This is a genomic window from Pseudomonas cichorii (assembly GCF_015471405.1).
GTDB lineage: Bacteria > Pseudomonadota > Gammaproteobacteria > Pseudomonadales > Pseudomonadaceae > Aquipseudomonas > Aquipseudomonas serbiensis.
In genome coordinates this window covers 294100-315227 of the sequence record NZ_BLVZ01000008.1, presented here as the reverse complement: position 1 = coordinate 315227, position 21128 = coordinate 294100, and the positions used below count along the sequence as shown (strand labels likewise).

18 protein-coding genes and 1 tRNA gene are annotated in these 21128 nt (G+C 53.8%); 7 read left to right on the top strand and 12 right to left on the bottom strand.

Going from position 1 to position 21128, the window contains the following annotated elements; genetic code table 11:
- Positions 1–56: 56 nt before the first annotated feature.
- A complete protein-coding gene (locus tag JL015_RS15095) occupies positions 57–1016 on the top strand; it encodes a quinone oxidoreductase family protein (RefSeq protein WP_201019005.1) in 960 nt (319 codons plus the stop codon).
- A gap of 4 nt (positions 1017–1020) precedes the next feature.
- Here the strand turns inward: JL015_RS15095 and JL015_RS15090 are convergent, their stop codons facing one another.
- Positions 1021–2649 (bottom strand): methyl-accepting chemotaxis protein, encoded by a 1629-nt coding sequence (locus tag JL015_RS15090; RefSeq protein WP_201019004.1) that lies wholly within the window; start codon positions 2647–2649, stop codon positions 1021–1023.
- A gap of 993 nt (positions 2650–3642) precedes the next feature.
- On the opposite strand from JL015_RS15090, the gene JL015_RS15085 reads away from it, so the two are divergent.
- Both JL015_RS15085 and JL015_RS15080 read left to right on the top strand, forming a co-directional pair.
- A complete protein-coding gene (locus tag JL015_RS15085) occupies positions 3643–4425 on the top strand; it encodes a hypothetical protein (RefSeq protein ID WP_201019003.1) in 783 nt (260 codons plus the stop codon).
- Positions 4426–4913: 488 nt separating this feature from the next.
- A complete protein-coding gene (locus JL015_RS15080) occupies positions 4914–5213 on the top strand; it encodes a hypothetical protein (protein ID WP_201019002.1) in 300 nt (99 codons plus the stop codon).
- 645 nt (positions 5214–5858) lie between these two features.
- On the opposite strand, the gene JL015_RS15075 is transcribed toward JL015_RS15080, so the two are convergent.
- From JL015_RS15075 to JL015_RS15040, 8 genes are all read right to left on the bottom strand, one after another.
- The gene (locus JL015_RS15075) at positions 5859–6491 is read right to left on the bottom strand and encodes a hypothetical protein (protein ID WP_201019001.1); all 633 of its coding nucleotides are present in this window, start codon (positions 6489–6491) and stop codon (positions 5859–5861) included.
- A 93-nt stretch (positions 6492–6584) separates the two neighbouring features.
- A complete protein-coding gene (locus JL015_RS15070) occupies positions 6585–7019 on the bottom strand; it encodes a hypothetical protein (RefSeq protein ID WP_201019000.1) in 435 nt (144 codons plus the stop codon).
- Positions 7020–7332: 313 nt separating this feature from the next.
- Entirely contained in the window at positions 7333–9018 is a 1686-nt protein-coding gene (locus JL015_RS15065; RefSeq protein WP_201018999.1) for an ATP-binding protein, read from the bottom strand.
- A gap of 16 nt (positions 9019–9034) precedes the next feature.
- Entirely contained in the window at positions 9035–10246 is a 1212-nt protein-coding gene (locus JL015_RS15060) for a DUF4297 family anti-phage-associated protein (RefSeq protein WP_201018998.1), read from the bottom strand.
- 297 nt (positions 10247–10543) lie between these two features.
- The gene (locus tag JL015_RS15055; protein WP_374063428.1) at positions 10544–10789 is read right to left on the bottom strand and encodes a hypothetical protein; all 246 of its coding nucleotides are present in this window, start codon (positions 10787–10789) and stop codon (positions 10544–10546) included.
- A gap of 26 nt (positions 10790–10815) precedes the next feature.
- Positions 10816–11796 (bottom strand): integrase domain-containing protein, encoded by a 981-nt coding sequence (locus JL015_RS15050; protein ID WP_201018996.1) that lies wholly within the window; start codon positions 11794–11796, stop codon positions 10816–10818.
- A 550-nt stretch (positions 11797–12346) separates the two neighbouring features.
- Positions 12347–12607, bottom strand: coding sequence for a hypothetical protein (locus tag JL015_RS15045; protein ID WP_201018995.1), 261 nt, complete (start codon positions 12605–12607; stop codon positions 12347–12349).
- Between the two features lie 434 nt (positions 12608–13041).
- Positions 13042–13117: transfer RNA gene (locus JL015_RS15040), tRNA-Thr, on the bottom strand.
- A 664-nt stretch (positions 13118–13781) separates the two neighbouring features.
- Here JL015_RS15040 and JL015_RS15035 point away from each other — a divergent pair.
- A complete protein-coding gene (locus JL015_RS15035) occupies positions 13782–14786 on the top strand; it encodes a J domain-containing protein (RefSeq protein ID WP_201018994.1) in 1005 nt (334 codons plus the stop codon).
- 17 nt (positions 14787–14803) lie between these two features.
- Here the strand turns inward: JL015_RS15035 and JL015_RS15030 are convergent, their stop codons facing one another.
- From JL015_RS15030 to JL015_RS15020, 3 genes are all read right to left on the bottom strand, one after another.
- Positions 14804–15607 carry a 2OG-Fe(II) oxygenase gene (locus JL015_RS15030; RefSeq protein WP_201004154.1) on the bottom strand — a complete coding sequence of 268 codons (804 nt, stop codon included), beginning with the start codon at positions 15605–15607 and terminating at the stop codon, positions 14804–14806.
- 25 nt (positions 15608–15632) lie between these two features.
- Complete coding sequence (locus JL015_RS15025) at positions 15633–16466, bottom strand: glycosyltransferase (RefSeq protein ID WP_201018993.1); 834 nt, start codon at positions 16464–16466, stop codon at positions 15633–15635.
- Positions 16467–16670: 204 nt separating this feature from the next.
- Positions 16671–17582, bottom strand: coding sequence for a LysR family transcriptional regulator (locus JL015_RS15020; protein ID WP_201018992.1), 912 nt, complete (start codon positions 17580–17582; stop codon positions 16671–16673).
- 106 nt (positions 17583–17688) lie between these two features.
- On the opposite strand from JL015_RS15020, the gene JL015_RS15015 reads away from it, so the two are divergent.
- From JL015_RS15015 to JL015_RS15005, 3 genes are all read left to right on the top strand, one after another.
- Positions 17689–19035 (top strand): MFS transporter, encoded by a 1347-nt coding sequence (locus tag JL015_RS15015; protein ID WP_201018991.1) that lies wholly within the window; start codon positions 17689–17691, stop codon positions 19033–19035.
- Positions 19036–19057: 22 nt separating this feature from the next.
- Entirely contained in the window at positions 19058–20332 is a 1275-nt protein-coding gene (locus JL015_RS15010) for a glucarate dehydratase family protein (protein WP_201018990.1), read from the top strand.
- A 179-nt stretch (positions 20333–20511) separates the two neighbouring features.
- The gene (locus JL015_RS15005; RefSeq protein WP_201004144.1) at positions 20512–20841 is read left to right on the top strand and encodes a hypothetical protein; all 330 of its coding nucleotides are present in this window, start codon (positions 20512–20514) and stop codon (positions 20839–20841) included.
- Positions 20842–21128 lie beyond the last annotated feature (287 nt).

Below are 21128 nucleotides of genomic sequence, written 5' to 3'. Positions count from 1 at the left end.
CCCCCTCAACCTTTCCCTACACTCTGCGCATTCCATACGTTTGAGCGGAGACACCCATGAAAGCCCTGCAATTTTCCCGAACCGGCGACCTCGCGGCCCTGGAGTTCGTCGAACTGCCCAAGCCCGTAGCCGGTGAAGGCGAAGTCCTGATCCAGGTGAAAGCCGCAGGCCTGAACCCCAGCGATGTGAAGAACGTACTGGGACGTTTCCCCTACACCACACTGCCACGTATCCCGGGACGCGACTTCGCCGGAGTGGTTATCGAAGGCCCTCAAGCGCTGCTGGGCCAGGAAGTCTGGGGAACCGGCAAGGAACCGGGATTTTTTCGGGATGGCTCCCACGCCGAGTTTCTGACCTTGCCCGCCCAAGGCGTTGCCTTGAAACCCAAGGCCCTGAGCTTTGTTCAGGCCGCCAGCCTCGGCGTGCCTTACACCACCGCATGGGACGCACTGCAACGCAGCCTTGTGGCGCGCGATACCCGTTTGCTGGTGATTGGAGCGAACGGCGCGGTCGGCAGCGCGGCCATGGCACTGGGCAAGATACTTGGCGCTCAGGTGCTGGGTGCGGTGCGTCGTCCCGAGCATCTGGAAAACCTGCAAGCCGCAGGTTTCGACGGGATTCTGCTCGACACGCCGCAAGGCCTGGCCAGCCAGGTCAACGAAACCTTCAAGGGTGGCGCAGACGTGATCTTCGACACCACCGGCTTCTGGTTGCCCGCTGCCGTACCGGCGCTGGCCACCTTCGGCCGCATCGCAATCATCGCCGCGCCTGTCGACGGGCATGTGCAACTGCCAGCCCTGGCGCTGTATCGCAAGGGCGGTTCTGTGGTCGGCATCAACTCGCTGCTCTACGACTGCCGGGCCTGTGCCGGGATGCTCAACCAGTTCGGGCAGTTCTTCGATCAAGGGTTGCTGGAACTGCCGAGCGGGTTGCTTGAGTCGCCCTTGAGCGAAGGGCTGGCGCGTTATGCCGAAGTGAACGAGGGCAGGGGAGAGAAGGTCATCCTCATCCCCTGACGCTTCATGAAACCTTGAAGCGGGTCACCATCTTGTTCAGATCCACTGCCAGGCGTGACAGCTCATGGCTGGCAGTGGTGGTTTGATCGGCACCGGTCGTGCTCTGCAACGAGAGGTCGCGAATGTTCACCAGGTTGCGATCAACCTCACGCGCCACTTGTGCCTGCTCCTCGGCGGCGCTGGCAATGACCAGGTTGCGTTCGGAGATTTCATTGATGGCCTTGGTGATTTCTTCCAGCGCCTGCCCCGCGCTTTGGGCAACATCCAGAGTTGCTTCGGCCTTGGAACTGCTGTTCTGCATCGATATCACAGCCTGTTCGGTATCGTTCTGGATGCCGCCCACCATGACTTCGATTTCCTGAGCCGATGTCTGGGTACGATGCGCCAGTGCCCGAACCTCATCGGCCACTACCGCAAACCCACGGCCTGCCTCACCGGCACGCGCAGCCTCGATGGCCGCGTTCAGAGCCAGCAGGTTGGTTTGCTGCGCAATGGCCTGAATCACATCCAGCACTTTGCCAATCGCTTGGGATTGCTGAGCCAGCGAGCGGACCTGATCGGACGTCACCGCCACATCCCGTGTCATTTGTTGAATGGATGACAGGGTTTCACTGACCCGGTTACGTCCTTCCAGCGCCGAATGACTGGAAAGCCGCGAAGCCTCGGAGGTCGACACCGCATTACGCGCCACTTCCTCAACTGCCGCCGTCATTTCATTGACCGCGGTGGCTGCCTGCTCGATCTCGTTATTCTGCTGCTGAAGCCCGCGGCTGCTCTCATTGGTCACGGCATCCAGCTCCTCTGCCGCAGACGCCAGTTGTGTGGCAGACCCGGAAATCTGCTGGATGGTCTTGCGCAGATTGAGCTGCATCCCGCTCAAGGCCTGCTGCAAGCGCGAGATCTCGTCGTTGCCTTGCACTACAACGTCTTTGCTCAGGTCACCCGCAGCCACATCTTCCGCCACCTGGACTGCATCCTTGAGCGGACGCACGATACTGCGAGTCAGCAGCACCGCCAGCAGAGCCGTCAGCAAGGCTGCTGCGATAATCACCCCGGCAATGATGAAGCGAGAATTCTGGTACTGATTACTGGCATCTTCCACGGCCGCGTTGGCGCCGGCGGTATTCAAGGCAATCAGTTTTTCGAGGAGCGGTGCCATCTGGTCCGAGTAGACCTTCAGATCGCCGACAATCAAGCCATTGATCTGATCGGTTTCACCCGCCAACGAAATCTTGCGCAGGCGGTCTTGCGCTTGCAGATAACTTTGCAAGGCACCCTTGAACTGCTTGAACGTCTCAGCTTCTTCCGGGGAACTGATCAATGATGTGTAGCTTTCTGCGATCTGATTGGCCTTTTGCGTCAGCGTATTGAGCCGAGCCTCGGCCTTGTCGACATCAGCCTTGGAGCGATTGACCAGGATGAAATATGACATGGTACGAAAGCGAGTCGTGGTGTCAGCCATCTCGCCGAGCAAGCGTGTACTGGTTAACCAGATCTTGCCGATATCACTGCTCGATTTATTCAACGACTGCAATTTCTGCAAGCTCAACAGCCCGAGCAGCACCACGATCAGAGCGATCAGCGCAAACCCCAGAGTGGCCCTTGATGCGATACCCAGGTTCCGTAACGACATTTTTGTATTCTCGTGAGAGCCAAGACGATTGGAGTAATAACGCTATATCGGTCGCAGGGAATGTTTCTTAATATTTCGGTGATACTGAATGGGTATCAGTGATCATGGTTTGGATACGGTTTTTGCCCACGCCCTCTACCAACTCGGCTACATGGCAAAGCTCGGGCGCGGCAGCGTATTGATCTGTCAGGCATGTGAAGAGGTGGGGCTTCCAGCACCCATTTGGCATTGCGACGGATCTTCAGCAGCACTGGGAGACGCATTCGGGAGGACGCGAATGGCTGACTCCCAAGTGCCTGTTAATTCATTATTCACATCATTAAACGCCAGTTATTCCGCTTTTCGTCGGTTTGCTGGAAGTTTTGCATCACTCGTAGCGTGCCTTGTGAATCAATTGAAACTTCAGGCTGTCGTTTCTTCGACTTGCCCGACCCGATGCTCTCGGGTGCTGTTTGATCTGGCAGAGGTTTGAAGAGGCTAGATAACAATCGTTATAAAAGCCTTCATAATTGATGTAAGTGATAAGAATCTTTACACATGCTGTAGCCGCGAACGGATTTATATGAATGCGGTCATATGCCGCTCCCGGCGCAAAGGTTTCCTCTGCACACAGTCATTTATGGGATGGCCGCACCCATGCCCGCCTGCGTCACCAGCAAGCAGGCAGGCAGGGTGGTCATGCCCAATCGGAATTTCAGGACATTTGAAAAATGAAACTGTTAATTTGTTTTCAGAAGATTTAAAGTACTTACGTCAGAGTAAGTATGGGTAAAAAGCTAAAGATTGATACGGGATTTGTAAGAAAATGTTTCGGTATCGATAGTTTGTGAGGAAAAATAAAAAACTTCCAATTACTCATTTGTCGGCAATAAAAATCAAGCAATATTTTTCAAACTCAACAATACAGAATTTTAATTATTCTTTTAGCTGCTATTCATTATTCTTCGGCAAGGATTTGGTTTTCTTACGGATAAGGTCTGCTTGGCCGGGGTAATGACAATGCATAAACGAACTGCTCGCCCGCTTGATTTAGTCATGCCTTTAATGGCTGCCACATTGGCAATAATTGTCTCTGAGCCCGCTCTGGCAGACACACGTGAACTGCGGATCGACTTACCGGACCCGCTCCCGCACGTGCGCGTACTGACGGTTCTGGTGGGCCTTCACCTTCTCGGCCTGTGCTTCGGCCTGGGCGGCGCGACCATGCTGGATTACTGGATCCTTCGCTGGATGCGCAAGGGCAGTTTGCCGGCTGAAATAAAGAGCACTTTCACCTTCATCAGCACCGTGGTCGCCATAGGCCTTGGCCTTCTTTGGCTTTCCGGCCTGGGGTTTCTCGCCCTCTACAGCCTTGAATCCCCGGAAAAGCTCGGCAACCCCAAACTCTGGGCAAAGATATGCATCGTCTCGGCCCTGACACTCAATGGCATGCTTATCCATGTCTTCGTATTGCCCGTCGTGTTGCGCGACATGAGTCAACCGATCCTCGATGGCGTTTCGCGTAGCCGTATCGCCATATTCCTGGTTTCTGGCGCTCTGTCCGCGATCTCCTGGTACACCGCATTTGCACTCGGCATCTTCCGCGAACTGAACAACGGCGTTTCCTTCAACCTGCTGATCGTGTTGTGGCTGACCCTCACCGTTGCCGCCTCCCTCGCCGCAAGCCTGCTCTGGATGCAGCTTCGCGATGCACGGAAACGGAAGTCGGCGGTTACGAGTGCTGCTGCGGTTGATGCAATTGATGAGGCCAAGGTTGAGAGGGTTGTTGTTTCCTGATTGGTTGGGCTGACATCCTCTGCTGCCAATTGTGTCTGGGCTGGCAGGTATTGGTTAGAAAGCTCTGCCAGAAAAAGCCTACGAAACAACAAGACACATACGTTGATTGCGTGGGTGTGGTCTGACTATTAGATTTGCAGCCCTGCCGTTAGCCTAGTCTCGCCACAGTCAATCCTGTGGCCGGGTGTCGCAACCTGATGTGTTTCTGAGGCGCGGTTTCGTGCCATAGCTCTCTAGCTGGCGCTTCTAGTGTCCAGCTAGCGTATTTCTATGGCGGACCGTGCGGGGCAGGCTTCGGTCTGGCCGGTTTCCTCAGACACCGGTTTGCGACCCTCGTACGGTCTGCCACCCTTTTCCGTGTCGCAACGGTGGATGGCAGTTCCTTAATCCGTCTGAGGAACCAAGGATGCTGGCTTACCCCCCTTTTACGCACGGGCACCGCCCGCTACGTCAGACCTTATTGCACTTCGATCACGGAGGTTCCCTTCATGATTGATCGCTCACTACTGTCCCGCCTTCCACCCCACGACCTGATCAGATTGGCGTCTCTCAAGCCTGATGAAGCTGCGGCCCATTTTCGTATTGCCGCCCGTCTCTGTCTGGACGGTGCCCGATGTGTGGCCTTTCGTGACCAGGAGCAGGAACGATTGGCTCATCGGTTGATTACCGACGGTATAGCGCTCTATACCCTGGCTTTTCAGAGACTTAGTTTGTCGTCGCCCCGTGCCATTGGAATTTTCACGACATGGCTGGCGGCGAATGACTCAGGTGAAGAGCTGAGGTTATGAGGTAAAGGCTTTACCTATAACATTGTCTCGGGTGCCCGAGGGATGGCTGCTGGCGATAAGGGCTGGATAGGTGCGCATTTTGGTTTGACGATGTTCGGGTGACCAAACTCGGACGCTGGCTTCGGCGACAGGCAGGAAGGTAGTCGCGACGTCAGGTATCTACAAGCGGGTGTTGCAGCTATCCTCGAAGTTCAGGGGAGTCCTACAGTCGGGTGGTTCGCGAATAAATTCGCTCCTACGGCGGACGGGGTAGGAGCGAATTTATTCGCGAAAAAACCACCACAAACAAAAAAAGCCCACCTTTCGGTGAGCCTCTTTTGGTACTGAGTATGGTCGCACCAGGAGTCGAAGGTATACATAACCACCTGTTTTATATAGTTTTATTATTTTTATGCTGGGGTCTGTATCCCTAAAGCTATCCTTTGGCATTCATTCGATCTTACGTAGACGCAGGCAAATTCAAATTAAAGTCTATTGCCCTTGAGGCATGGCAGGATATTGTGCTTGAGTAAAAATTGGCGTCTCCCCAGCTATGCTAAGTAATGGTAAACGACCCAGTTACTTTGCATAAAAGCTGTTTGCGGCCAGGAAAAGTGTAGGCCTTGTATTCATAGCAAATGAAACAAGCGATAGTTGAGTTGTTTGTTATGGACAAATTAGAACTTTTCCTAGTAGGTCAACGTTTACCACAACCTCAAACTCACATTCTTGCTTTGAGTAAAAAATAGCTGTTTTGGAAATTGTGGACTGCAGTACTGTGCGGTCTTGTAAGTTAAACCATGGTTGATTTTGGTAGTGCACATAAGCAAATTGTTTAGCTACGTTCTTAGATGTTGACCAAGACTGGCCATATTTTTGGGTTATGTGTTCGCTCATGCTGCACCCTCGGTAGATATCAACAATTTCTGCAAGGCTTTCGATGTCGTTAGGCTTTAGCTCTTTAGTTAGAAGTACCCTTGGGTACCATGCTTCATTTTCTTGTCTAGTGAAGAGTTGGTGAAGCCCTCCGTATGCAAACCCATCAAATGCGTGCCGAATTGGATCGATGATTGCGTAAGCATGTTCGTCTTCAAAGAGGTTCTCGTATCTTAAGAAGATTTTCTGAATCTCCTCTTCGGCATCCTCTTTCTTCAAAGAGATGATGAAGTCCTCAACCATTCTGCAAATGTCGCCCACATGACTGCCGCAACTTAAACTGCTGATCTTCTCTGTCAGATCTTGGGTGTCTATACACATTTCATCTGTCAGAAATTGATGCGCTTCTTGGCTGAGTGGCACAGAATCACCTTTGTGCATAATAATTAGGCTAACAGGTAGGCAAAGGCGCAGCCTCTGGCTATCCATTTGATTAAATTAGCGGGGTTTGGGGCGTTAGAAGCCAACGGCGCAAAATATGCTGGCTAAATAGGACGCTCCTATCACTTCGCTGCTTAGTAGTATACCAATGGTGAAGGAGACTAAGAGAATCCAGAATAATATCCATGTGGCTTTGCCATATTTTGAGGCGTCTGTGCCAAAGAGTGTCAGCGGTTCATTATTCGTCTTGCGCAACTTCTGAGCGGTAAGGCGGAAGTCAAGCAGGCGTGTTACCACGGCTGCTGAGCCAGAAATAGAAGCAACAAGCAGCGATAGGAGGGCAAGTAAAAATAGTAAAGCCAATATCCCTGTGGGTTTGAATGAAGCATCACGCAGAAGGGAAAATAGAAAGCCTAGGCCTCCCACCGACAGGCCAGAAAACAAAGCGAGGGCGGTAGATAGCTGGCTGATTGTTTGCCCTTGCCACCTTACGAAGCGCTCATTGCCCAATTGTGATACCTCCTGGACATAAAAATAAGTTAACAAGCGAGGAAGATCTCAGAGAGAAGGAGGTAGATTTATTTAATGGCACACATCAATCAGCGCTGAAAAATAAATCTGTCCTCTTTACTCCTTTACTATCTCTAAAAGTACCTTGACAAGTACGTCTGGCAGTTAATAGCGGCCAAGAGTAGCCAGAGTAGAGTGTAAAATGGGGCGTCCCCACTAGAGTTGCTGATATCTCTAAGGGAGCTCCATATTTTGACTTAGGGCCGCTACCTTCGGTGGACGACAGCGGCGACCCGGCTTGCCGAGTGCTGGGCTACTTATACCACTCAGCTTTTATTTCTGCGAAGTCCATCTCTTTCCATTCTTGCTTCCAAAGTTGCCAATAAGGAATGTCATTGGACGACGGAGCATCGGCGCAAGGTTCAATCTGGACGATTGAGGGTAGGATGATGGACTCACCTACTAATAGAGCTTCTCCCTGCCGGAACGATGTCATCTTGTCGATTAAAGATCCAAGTGAATCAGGAAGGAGCTTTTTGACATAGCTCTGGTCCGTCGGATTGGTGAGGCGCATCGCAATGAAATTGCTGCATTGGGAAAAGATCGTCTCAGATATCTCTGAGGGCCGCTGGCTCGCTAACAAAAGTGTGACGCCATACTTGCGGCCTTCCTTAGCAATCCGCTCAATAGAGCCCTTGGAAGACTTGTACTTAGAAAGCTCGCTGTTAGGGACATATTTATGTGCCTCTTCATAGACCAGAAGAATTGGCACGTCGTTGTTTATTTTTTCGCTAGGATTCTTTGTGCAACGTATGCGTTTGTAGATGTATCCATACTCGAAAATCAGTCGCGAAATAAGCGATACTGTGATGCTGAGTACTTCAAATGGAACTCCGCTAAGGTCAATGATAGTCACGTTTGATTTGCTCTGCAGAGGATATCCGAGCAATTGCTGAAGTGTTTCTTCAAACGTGATGTTTTTTGATTTTTCGCCTAGGAAGAACTCAAGTCTAGTATCGTTGACCTTGTTCTCGAGTCGGTTGATAAAATTAGTAAGCTTTCCGTACAGACTGCCTTGTGTGTATTTGGGCTGCCCGGCCTTCTCCTTGTTACTGGCAGCGTAGACTTCTCCGCTGTCAATCATTTCTTCGTTTTTGGCTATGGCATAGGAAAGCACTTCTTTGATATCGAACAGGATCGGCGTGTCGAGGTGGATTTTTTGCTTGTCGATTTCTGAACCACCGAACTTTGCGCGTCGATCCGTAATAATCGCCTCTTTGAAAATGTTCCTCTGGTTATGATCATTCGCCTCGGTGTCCAGAAAGAACTCTTCCAACTCTTCACTGTTCAGCATCCAGTACGGCAAAACCAAATTAGAGATATCGATATAGTTCGCAGCAGGAAATGCCGATCTGTACTCTGCGTGTATATCAAAAATGATTACGTGAGAATTGTTAAGGGAAAAGTCGCCGTCCTTTCCTGCTACCGCCGTCTGGATAATGGTAGCCAATGTGTGCGATTTCCCGGAACCGGTTGAACCGACCACTGCAATATGCTTGTTGAAAAACTTGTTTCCGTTGACGGGCACTGGAACGTTCCCGTTTGAGGCCAGCTTCGAAAAAAGGAACCTCTCACTCGGGGGGACTGAGTCGTCGTAAATCTTCGTAATGTCAGCTATGGTCGCGGGCTGAACCTCCTTGGGCGGGATGGCAAGCGAATCTCCGCCGCGTTCAAATTTCCCATTTCGCAGGATGCCGATCGGGAATGCTTCGATTATGTAATCTCGCTTCCCGGTGGCACTGACGGCAATCTGGAAGTTTTCGATAATTGCTATAAGAACAGCATTTTCGTTATCGGCAATCTTCACGTAAGAGCCGACCCTCAGCGATTCTTCCGCAGTTTTAAATTCTTCGAGGTCATCTACAACAATGCGTACTTTGTCGGGAAATACCGCGATTACCTGGGCATTTATTTTGTCTTCTACCTGCTCGTAATTCATATTCACGTCCCTGCGGTTAGATTATTGATTTGACGTCCGTCAGCCGTTCTACTTGAATCTTTATGTGCCGGACCGCGGGATTGTCATACTGGAAGTAAGAGTTGCCTAAGTGAAATTGGTAGACCCGCCGTGTCTTTGTAATAGTGTTTACGGTTTCCTCGACATTGGGAAGTGTGTTCAACACCTTGATCTTAATGCCGTTGCCGTGCGTTGCCTTCTGAACTATCGATTGGTGGCTGAACTCCGCCCCTTGGAAGTCGTGACCGTCAATTACCTTGAACCCTTCTGTGCTAAGTTCTCTCTTCAGATTGATCAGTTCGCAGTCTGAGACTCCGTGAATATATATGTATGGGCAGAAAGGAGAAGGTTCACGTACAGACAATTTTGACCATTTTTTTGAAATTTCAAAGATTAACTCTTTGAGTTCGCCTCGCTCATATGAATTCGTGTCTACCTGTAGCATGAAAAAGCGCTCGTGCGCTGAAATATTCAGCTCCGTAAAATACTCACTGCGAAGCATTGCTAAGTGAGCTTTCTTGCCTTTCTTCTCGACAAACCACTCATTGAACAGAATGCTAGAAGTGTTGATCCTGGCCAAGAATTGTTTCTTCGTAATTACTCGGTCTTTCGTCGCAGCTTTGATCGATAAGTCACGAATGATCGCAAGCGCGTTATTGTAGAAGAAATACTCGGCTGAAAATTTCGTCCCTCCGAGCGCCGCCTGGAGGGCCGCGATAACCTCTCCAAATTGTTGATCAAATGCTTTTGCCCTAATGTCGATGCTCAAAAGCTTAAGGAACTCTTCAAGTTCAGTATCGGAAAGACCTAACTCCACGTGATGGTAGTAGGTGATTTTCTCTTTCGTGTAGGTCAGGAAGTGCTTCTTCAGAAAATCGATATCTACACCAGCGTCCAGTTTTTCCTGGCCACAGGCATAGTGCCCTCTAATTGAGTAAGAGACTTTAGATTTCGTTCCTGTCAAAGTTTCCTTGAAATGGGATAGCATATGCTTGACTGCGTCTTTTATAACGGAATGGTTGTATTCGGTCTTCGCATAATACTTGCACTGCGTAGCAGTGACGTCATTTGCGGTCCGGATATCAATGTCCTCGACGCACTCGATTTCAATGGAGTCTTCCAGTGACGGCAGTTGCAAGACGCTGAGGATGGACAGATCAAACTGGTAAAAATACCCTCGGATAGTATCAACTGCACTTCTGTCGGTCATGGCATGTCCATCTGCTATGTGTTATGAGAGATTTTTTTACAATTAGTAATACAAGCTGGTCAAAGTCCTGCCATCCGTTGACGCTGATGAGCACTCGCGATAATCCGAACATGCGTCATCGAGGAGATGACAGGTTTTTGCTGAACATACACAGTAGATAGCATGGAGCAATATCCTAATGCCATCTTTTTCGCCGAGGCGCCGGACCCACCCTGGGCAAGCCATGAGCCGGGCCCCTTGGCGGTTCGCTTCCGGTTGAGTGCCTTCCATGACGATTATCAAAAATCAGCTCCTCGCTTAGAGCCTGAACACCCATGACTTTTCTAGGCGACGAGCGAGCAGCCGGGCCGTCAGCACGTAGTAATACCGCGTCGCTTCACTGCGCTGGCTCATCCGATGATCGAGAAACCACGCGACATGCTTTCTCTGCCAAACCCAAGGCGTCTCTCGCTGCCAGCGCGCGGCAATCTCAGCCTGGATGATTTTCGCCTGCCGCACATGGCGTTGCCGAGTTGCGTGCGAGCCGGTCAGCACGCCAGCCATGAACACCTCCATATCAAATGACATGATCAAGCTCGCCCGCCAATGTAAGCAGCGACCACGTCGATCCTGCCGTGCCCCAGCTCATAACTGATTTGCCTCCGGGCCTCACGATCAAGGTTCCGATCTACCTGCCAGCATTGGCCGCCGTTGAGAGGTGCGCGATGTTGGGTAATTTGCTCATAGCGCTCACATGCGTACGCCGTACGTAGCTCGTGGAAGCCTTTGAGGTTGAGTGCATGCAGGATGTCCCGCGCCGGGCGGATAAGTTGTTGCAGAAGACTTAGGTAGCTTTCGTGTGGCGCAATCATGTTGCGGCTACCCGCAGGCGAAACCTGTTGTGCAAACCCAAGCGCCTCGCGGACATGGTCGTTCACCGTAATCCAACGGGGCGCTGAAGCCCCGACGCGGCCGCCTTTGGTACCTTCCTGAATGTTAATCGTGCCTAGTTCGTTAGCCTCACGGCTTAGTCGTGGCAGATCCGCCAAGATGGCCTCACGCAAACGCATGCCGGTGGCTCGCGCTAGCAGAACAATCGCGGCGGCCCGTTGCTGATGATGGAGGCAAAGCGCATGGGCGATCTGCTGAACCTGTTCGCGGTCTTGGCCTTGCGGCACCGATTCGCGAACGCCAGTGCGCTGCATGCCCAACGCCTTGCTCGGGCTGGACAATTTCACGCACTGATCACCGCGAAGCGCCGCCATGGTTCTGTTAACGCTGGATAGCCGGTTTTGTGCGGTGCTGACAGCAAGCTCACCGCGCCTAACCACGTCGCTCAGATACGCCGCATAATCGGCCAACACCTTCCGATCAATCTGCCTGGCATCATTGATACCAGGCCCCTGTTCGGAGCGGCACCACTTCACGAATGCTAACCAACGATCACAGTGTGCCTTCACAGTGCCGTAATGACCGCCACCGAACATGTCTTTCAGTGCCTGCGGCCCTGCATAGCTCAATTGCCTGCCGTAGCCAAAATTGCGGCCGTCGCGCCTACCCACCAGTGCCATATCGGTCACCTCATCTGCCGTTCTCCGATCCTCGCCCCACGTCATCCCGCCAAGAATGCTGAGTGTTATCAGGGATCAAGGCCCCTGCGACCTGTGGGGAATGTCCACTACGCGGGACTGGCGGCTCCTTACAACCGGGAGCAAGGACATCTCATGATCTGGCCTCCTGAACACCGTTACCGGTGGGCGGGTGGAGGCAGCACTGGCTGACGAGACCAGCGCCTGAGGATCCTGAGCCAGGTGCAAGCAGCAATGGGACGACTGGGGCATGCCTGACTGTCAGTCAGGTGCAGTCCATTCCCTGGTCTGCGGCATCATCATCTGCATCGCTGTTGCTGGTGACTTCGGTGTTTGTCACGAGGCGGAATGCCGCAAAGCCTCATACGAGTTGAGCTGCAGCAGTAGGAGCGCCCGTCTCTTTCCTGAAGAAAGAGACGGGCGAAGGTTGGCGCAAGAAATGGCCAAGCTGATAGGTGCCTCAGGGCAGCTATGGAGGGGATACCCTCTTAGAAATATGCATCCATCACAGGACACGAACTCATACAGACTTTCATACCGCCTTCTTCCTGTCTTCCAGCTCCGCCACCGCCGCCTGAACCAATGCCCGCGCTGCCTCTATCTGATGCACCACTGCCTGGGCCAATGGCCGAAACTCCTTTGTGCTGTTATCCACAGTCTCGTAAGCGGTTGCCCCTGCGCAAAGTAGATATTCAGAGGCAAGCCCCAAGGCATCTTCAATCTTGATGCCTGGCTTTACGTTGAACAGGCCGACGCTGATGTCGTGAGCTTGGTGTGGCGTAGTGCTGATCATGGTGACGTCCTTGACGTGGTTGAGCCATCACGTTTCGCGACTAAACGAAAGGTGGCGGCTATGCGCGGGTTAGTCGACCGGGACGTCAAGCACCCGGCGCACCCGAAGGTGCCCCGTGCATAGCCACCATAAAACATCACGCCGGTCTCAAGGACGCGGGCGCTGGATAGGGGCGCATTCTGGCTTGACGATGTTCGGGCGACTAAACCCGGTCGCTGGTTTCGCGACAGGCAGGAAGGTAGTCGCGGCGTCAGGCATCTACAAGCGGTTGCTGCGGGTATCCTCGAAGTTCAGAAGAGTCCTACATCTGGTGGAAGTCTGGGCTGATGGGGTCGAGAGTTTCACTGGCCCCGTCGCGAGCAAGCTCCCTCCCACAAACTGCGCCACAAACAAAAAAGGCCCACCTTTCGGTGAGCCTTTCTTGGTACTTCGTATGGTGCCGGCACCAGGAGTCGAACCCGGGACCTACTGATTACAAGTCAGTTGCTCTACCAACTGAGCTATACCGGCGTAATGGGCTGCGAGTATATAGAGTCTGTTGCGCTTGTAAAGCCTAGCTGTCTGATTCGGTTGAAAAAAACTGAAAACCCTTGTGGCTCATGGCCTGAATGCAGGATAGCGGGAGGTCGGTGCGTAGGGGATTTCCCCGGTTGCTGGGCGATGGGGCTGGAGGGTGGTGTTGAAAGTAAGGAGGGGAGGCGTTGTCTTGGGCGCTTTGGCGGGTGGCTGATGCTTGTGTGGTATTCGGACTTTTTGAGTAGGCCTTTTGAATCAGGTACTTGAGGAATAGTGGCCATTCGGACTGGTATTCCTCTCGGGATAGAGATCGGCCATTTGCCACCGTTTGCGGGGCTGCCGGGGCTTGCATAAGCTTGGTTTCAACGGCCCGGACCACTGGCAGTAACGGAAAGGGTTGTTGGCTTTTCAGCCGACAAGACAAGGATTGTCGTTGGTATTCGAGGGATCGAGACCTGGCTACGGTAGTGCAGTAAACCGCTGGTCGGGGGTTGTCTGGAAAGTGGTCATTTTTAATCTGAACTAATGCTTCAAAAATGCCCGGATCCAAGGATCCGGGCATTTCAGTCTGTCCGCTGGCCACATGAGACTGATGTAAGAGGAAATCTTGCCGATATAGAGCTTGTTAAATGGCATGCCGCCATGGATTGCAAGACATATGCAAAGAACACTTACTCATTACGAGCAGCTCAAGGTCGCTCGCGATGCCTCTCCTGAACAGATCAAGAAGGCTTATCGCAAGCTGGCGCAGCAGCTGCATCCGGACAGAAACCCGGCTCCCGACGCTTCGGATCTGATGTGCATTATCAATGCATCTCATGATGTGTTGGCAGATGCTGCAAAGCGCGCGGCTTATGACGCGCAGCTCGCTTATGAGGAACAGAAGGCCAGGGAAGCCTATATCCGGAGTCGGCAGCTTCAGACCAGTGGTGCGCGCGCTGCCAGTGCTTATGCGGCCGCAGGTCCTGCCCACAGGCCTCAGCCTGCTTCACCGCCGCCTCGGGCGGCTCAGGCGAGCCCGCCGCCATCCAGGCCAACAGGCCGTAAACGTCGGCGCAGTGTGCTGCGCTGGGCGTTGGTGTTCATGATTTTTTGCGGGGCCGGTGTCTGGATGGGTTATGACCCGGATGCAGGCAAAGCCTACGTGCCTACCGAGGCCTTGCCGGTTGCTCACACTTGGGTCAAGCCAGCGCCTGCTCCAGTGGATGCGCCAGTGGGGAGTCCGATCAAGCTGGTGGACCCGGCACAGCCCGAGTGCGTGATACCGGATCTTGATCCAATGGGCGCTGCATGGCCGCAGAAGGCGGGTTATGTGAAGGATATGCCGCTGCGCAAGGACAACGGCTGGTCGCAGATCATCATCGACAATACGGGCGGTGAGTCGGCGGTTTACGCCAAGGTCACGGATGCAGTGGGCCGCAATGCCTTTCGGCATGCATTCGTCCCGGCCGGTGCGGTGTTCGCGTTCTCCAAGATGGATGCCGGCCTGTACCAGCTCAAGTACAAGATGATCAACACCGGCTGTGCCTATGCCTCGAACCGGATCCTGCTCGAAGAAACGCCGATGGGCAGCCAGGTCAAATCCAGCGTCTACAAACTGACACTGCGCAAGCTACAGAATCGCAATGCGCAGTTTTCCAATCTGAGACACGATCAGTTTTGACCTTGGCGACGCCCCCCTCAGTTTTTCTTTCTGATGAGTTTGTTCAGGTAGTACCTGGGGCTTAGCAGGTCTTTGGGCCTTGGCTTGTAGTGGGTCTTGTTTCTTTGCGTGGGGTCGACCGGCCCTTTTGAGGCGGTGTAGTAATAAAGCGCGATTGAGCGGCGGGTGATGTGCTCGGGCGTCGTCAGGGGTTCCGGGTGGCCGTGGTTGCTGTCGGCGTCGGTGTTGAAGATCACGCAGCGGTTGTAGATGGGCAGGACTTTTTTCAGGCATGTGCGCATGTCCACATCCCAGAGTTCCAGGTTGCCGCCGTATTCCTCTTTCCAGTCCGGGTTGAGGTAAATGATGGCGTTGATCCGGCGATCGACATTGAGCTTTTTGTTCAGCCGAAAATCCGAATGCACGCCCAGGAAGCCGCCCTTTTTGGTTTCATGCAGGCCGCCGCCTGTGAAATACGGGTCAGGTATCAGGCCTTCGATGCCGGTGAGCTTTTCAAGAAAGTGCAGCATGGGTGCCGAGTTGAAGGCGTTGAAGACTTTCTTCAGATGAGGGTCGCATTCATTGGGGCTGATCTGCCTTTTGTGCTGCCCTTTGTAGCCGCGCTCGTAGAGCATTTCGTTGTCGGTCGGCTCGGCGGGAAAGTGCTCGCAGATGCTGGCGATCAGGTCTTGCGGTAAAAAGTCGTCGAGGACGATATGCGCAAAGGGTGCAGCCTGGGTATAGGTATCGGTCAGCGACTGACCCAGCTCGCCAGCGGCAGCCAGGTCAAAATCAAGCTCTGGAGCCAAGGTGATCGGCAGTGTTTGTTGAGTTGCAGTCATTGCCGCTCCAATAGTTGGAAAGTCATCACGTGTTCATTGTCGACGCGCTTTGCCCGTTGGCATTGCTCTTGTTGATACGTCGCAGGATATCGTTGTACATCTTGACCCGTCGATGGGTCGTGTCATAACCACCGGCTGCCGAGACAGTACCTGCCTGGATGTGGTCCAGGTAGCTGAATATCTTGCGTGGCGACAGAAACTCGATGTCATAGCCGAGCTGGATCATGGTGTCCTGCAGGGTATAACCCGGTACCCGATCATCCATCTGGAAGTGCAGGCCGTGCTGCTTCATGAGCTTGGTGTTCCAGAGGGTGCAGAAGCTTTTCAGGTGTTCTTCGCGATAAGGCTTGGGCTGTTTGGAGCGCAGGCCCAGAGAGAGTTTCAGGCGGCGGAAGTGGTGTTTGAACAGTCGGGAACTGAAGCGCCAGATGGTTCTGGCGGTGCCACGGTTTAGTTGCTCTACACAGCCAACAGCCGCAACTTTCGGGTTCTGGATGATCTTGTCCAGCATCATCGAAAATACGTTTTTGTCGAAAATGAATGTATCGGTGTGCAGCAGGAAAAGGTAATCGGTTTCGACCCGCTCAAGGATCATATCGAGGGCTTTGCCGTGGGCGATGTGGCCGCTTTCCGGGCCAGGGCTTTTACGCTCGATCAGGTTGATCCAGTCCAGAGTGCGAAGGTATTCAGTGCTGTCATCGGCTGAATCGTTGTCCACCACCCAGACCTGATTCGGGGTGCCGCCCAGGTGCTGTTGCAGCAGATCCAGACAAATCTTGGTAATTTCGAGAGTCTTGTAATTGACTATGGCAATGCTGAAGGTAGGTGTTTTATCAGATACAGAATCAGGATTGCTCATCGTCATGTACTCAGTAATCGCTTGGAAACGCGCGCAAGGAAGCGTACTCGTATTTAATTGTTTCTTTATGTTTCCTGATTGTCTCCCACAGACATACGCTATGGCTATTGACTCAATAGCCAGGCAATTGCGGTTATTGTCCAAGGGAACTAACAGAAAAAACTAGCGCGGCTATCCTATAAGCCCTCGTCCGGTACGTAAACCCTAATGACTGCTGTCGCCCCATCCTTCGCGCACAGCTTTGCGGATCCCCTCCAGCAGCATCGCAAAGGCCGGGTTGTCGTTGTTTTCGGTCCAGATCAGGTGCAGTTCGCTCTGTACACCTTCCCCCAGATCGATATTCCGAAACACCACGTTCTTGAATACCACGCTGGTTGCGCAGCGCGGGACCAGCGCCAGCCCCATTCCCGCATTGACCAGCGCCAGGATGGTCAGTGACGAGCCAAGCCACTGCACATATTCCGGAGCAACGCGGGCAGAGCGGAGCATGCCGGTCAGCAGTTCGTTGAACGGCGGGTAGGCTGAGTGGGAGTACATCAGGAACGGCTGTGCATCGAGGTCCTGGACCGACACGCTTTTGCTGTCGACCAGACGATGACTGCAAGGCACGGCCAGCACGAAGGGCTCGCGCACCAGGCATTCGGTGGCGTAACCGGGCTCCAGCAACGGGGTGCGCACGATACCCAGGTCGATGCGGCGCGCACGAAGAGCTTCGTGCTGCTGATAAGTGTTCATTTCCGACAAGTTGATTCTGACGTGAGGCTGCTTGAGTCGCGATTCGGCGATGACCTTGGGCAGAAACTCATACACCGCACTGCCGACGAAGCTGATATTTACTGAGCCGATATCACCCTCGGCGAATCGCCTGGCCGTGGCGGCAGCCTGTTGGGCACGCTCCAGCAGGTTCTGGGCTTCGACAAAGAAGGCGCGGCCTGCCGCAGTCAAGGCGACATTGCGGGTGTTACGGGTAAACAGGTCGACCCCGAGGTGATGTTCCAGCAACTGAATCTGCCGACTGAGCGGCGGCTGGGTCATGTTCAGCCGTTCGGCGGCGCGGCGGAAGTTGAGTTCAGTCGCGACAGTGGTGAAGCAGCGCAGTTGAGTGAGCTCGAACATTGATCTAATCCGGGTATCAATGGAATGCCAAGTTAGATTAGACGGGATCAATCGCCGCGTCCATGATCGACTCGTCCCTAAAAAAACAATGAACGGGAGTCGTATCTTGAAGAGCCTCCAGAGCCCCACCGATGCTCCTGTGCTTGCCCGGGCAGCGGCCAAAGTCAAACGCCATGTGCTGCCGTTGTTCGTGGTGATGTTCATCGTCAATTACATCGACCGCGTCAACATCGGCTTTGTGCGCAGCCATCTGGAAACCGACCTGGGTATTGGCGCCGCAGCCTACGGGCTGGGTGCCGGATTGTTCTTTGTGGGCTACGCATTGTTTGAAGTGCCCTCCAACATGCTGCTGCAACGCTACGGTGCCCGCGTCTGGCTGACGCGCATCATGTTCACCTGGGGCGCAGCGGCCATGGCCATGGCCTTTGTGCGTGGCGAAACCAGTTTCTATGTCCTGCGCTTTATCCTCGGTGCGGCCGAAGCCGGGTTTTTCCCCGGCATCATTTACTACTTCACCCAATGGCTGCCGTCTTCCGAGCGTGGCAAGACCATGGCGGTTTTCCTCAGCGGTTCGGCCATTGCCTCGGTGATTTCCGGGCCGGTTTCCGGCGCGCTATTGCATATCTCGGGGCTCGGCCTGCATGGCTGGCAGTGGATGTTTCTGATCGAAGGCTTTGCCTCCGTTCTGCTCTGCGGTTTTGTCTGGTTCTGGCTGCAATCCCATCCAAGCGAAGCGAAATGGCTGAGCGAGGAAGAGAAAAGCGTACTGATTGCCGCGATTGCCCAGGAGCAGCGTGATCGTGAGGCCGTACAGGTTGTCAGGCCTTCGATGTTCAAACTGCTGGCTGACCGGCAGATCGCGCTGTTCTGCTTCATCTACTTTTCCATCGCCCTGACGATCTACGGCGCGACCTTCTGGTTGCCCAGCATGATCAAGAAAATGGGCAGCCTGGGCGACTTCCAGGTCGGACTGTTCAACTCGGTGCCCTGGATCATCTCCATCGTGGCGATGTACGGCTTTGCTGCCATGGCCAGCAAATGGAAGTTTCAACAGGCCTGGGTTGCGCTGACGCTGGTTATCGCTTCGTTTGGCATGTTCATGTCGACAACCGGCGGGCCTGTTTTTGCCTTCGTCGCGATCTGCTTTGCCGCCATCGGCTTCAAGGCTGCATCCGCGCTGTTCTGGCCGATCCCGCAAAGCTATCTGGACGCTCGCATCGCGGCAGCGGTGATCGCGCTTATCAACTCCATCGGCAATCTTGGCGGCTTTGTTGCGCCTACGACGTTCGGAATTCTGGAACAGACCACCGGCTCGATCGAGGGTGGCCTGTACGGATTGGCAGCGACCTCGCTGTTGGCCGCCGTAGTGATCTTCTTTGCTCGCACAACGCCCGTCAGCCGCCATGGCAAACCCGTCGAAGCGGCCGTGCCTGAGCGCGCGGCAACACACTGATACCAGGATCAGGAGCCTTACCTTGAAAATCAAAAGAGTGACCGTGACCCCCATCGCCTTTCGCGATCCGCCGCTGCTCAATGCCAGCGGCATTCACGAACCCTTCGCACTGCGCTCGATCATCGAGATCGAGAGCGACAACGGCTATATAGGTTTGGGCGAGAGCTATGGTGACGCTCCGGCGCTGGCGATTCAGGAGCGTGTGAAAGACCAGTTGATCGGCCTTGATCCGTTCAACCTCAACCAGTTACGCGCCATCGTGCAGGCCACTGTAGCCGCCAACAAGACCGACAGCCTGGCCGGTGCGGAACTGGCGCCCGGCTCTCATGCCAGCAAGGCGGTCAGCAACGCTTACTCGGCATTTGAGGTCGCGTTTCTGGACCTTCAGGCCCATTACCTGAATGTGCCGCTGGTGGATCTGTTGGGCGGCGCGATTCGTGATGAAGTGCCGTTCAGCGCCTATCTGTTCTTCAAGTACGCCCAGCACATCGATTCGCCCTACAAACCGGACAACTGGGGCGAAGCCCTGAACGAAGAACAGATCGTGGCCCAGGCCCGGCGCATGATCGAGGCGTATGGCTTCAAGAGCATCAAGCTCAAGGCCGGTGCGCTGGAACCTGAGCATGAAGTCTCCTGTATCAAGGCCCTGAAGAGGGCATTCCCCGGTTACCCGCTGCGTATCGACCCCAATGCCAACTGGTCACTGGAAACCTCCATTCGCATGGCCGAATTGCTGGGCGATGATCTGCAATATTACGAAGACCCGACGCCAACGCTTGAAGGCATGTCCGAGTTGCACAAACGTACCGGTCTGCCGTTGGCCACCAATATGGTCGTGACCGACTTCGATGAGTTCCGCCGTAGCGTGGCGTTGAACAGCGTGCAGATCGTTCTGGCCGACCACCATTACTGGGGCGGACTGCGTGATACCCAGGCATTGTCGAAGATGTGCCAGACCTTTGGCCTTGGCGTATCCATGCATTCCAACTCGCACTTGGGCATCAGCCTGATGGCCATGGCCCATGTCGCCGCTTCGGTCCCCAATCTGGATTACGCCTGCGACACCCATTACCCCTGGCAGGAGCCGGATGAAGAGGTGATAAAAGGCGGCAAGCTACCCATTGTCGACGGTTGCGTAAAAATCACCCGCGCCCCGGGCCTTGGGCTGGAGCTGGATTACGACCAGTTGGGCAAGCTACACGACCAATACCTGAGCTGCGGCATCCGTCAGCGCGATGATGTGAAACAGATGCAGCGTTACAAGCCGGACTGGAAGACCGTCAAACCAAGGTTTTGAGGCCTTGGAAGTGGGCTCTTGCGGGAGCCCAGCCACCCTGTTTGTCCGTAGGAGCGAATTCATTCGCGAACCAGCGCCACATTCAAAAAACATCCCTGAAAAGAAGCACATAGCTGGCCCTTTGATTTCTGTTTCGTTGGCAAACTCGCTTTCCTTTCAGAAGCTTGGGTGCTGGCGCTATGCGGAGTTTTGCATTGACCGTTGCGGTGTTTGTCCTGGCCGGCGTTTCGGTCGGGGTTCAGGCCAAGGAGTTGACCAAGAGCACTCGCTCTATATGCACATGGGGTTCGGGCATTGCGGCGGGGGCTCAGGAGTCGAAGCTTGCCGGGATTTCTCTCTATGGTGCTCGCAACAAACTACAGACCCGCAAGTTCCCCCAACCCTGGATGCGCATGACCGCCATGGGCATCACGGAACAGACCTATAAAAGTTCGTCTCGCCTCAAACCCGCTGCCATCAAGCAAACCTACTACGAGCAATGCGTCAAACATGAGCTGGCACGCAGATAAAACCTCGCTGCTCACTCCTTGATGGCGGCTGTACGCAGGGCACCTTCGGGTGCGCCGGTTCTTAGCTCACCGGTCGACTAACCTGTGTACGGCTGCCACCCCTCATCGCCTGTCTTGTGATGCCTTGCAACGTTTTTGGCCTGAACTTGCAGGTCCGTTCCCTTTCTTTTGACAGACATTTCCGAGAGAATCCCAGCCCGCTTGCGCCTCTCTGTTTGTGCTTCTAGTCTGCGTCGGTCGCTGCTTATCAGCGATCGGGTTTAGTAGCCCAGTGGGTTAAGGCGTAA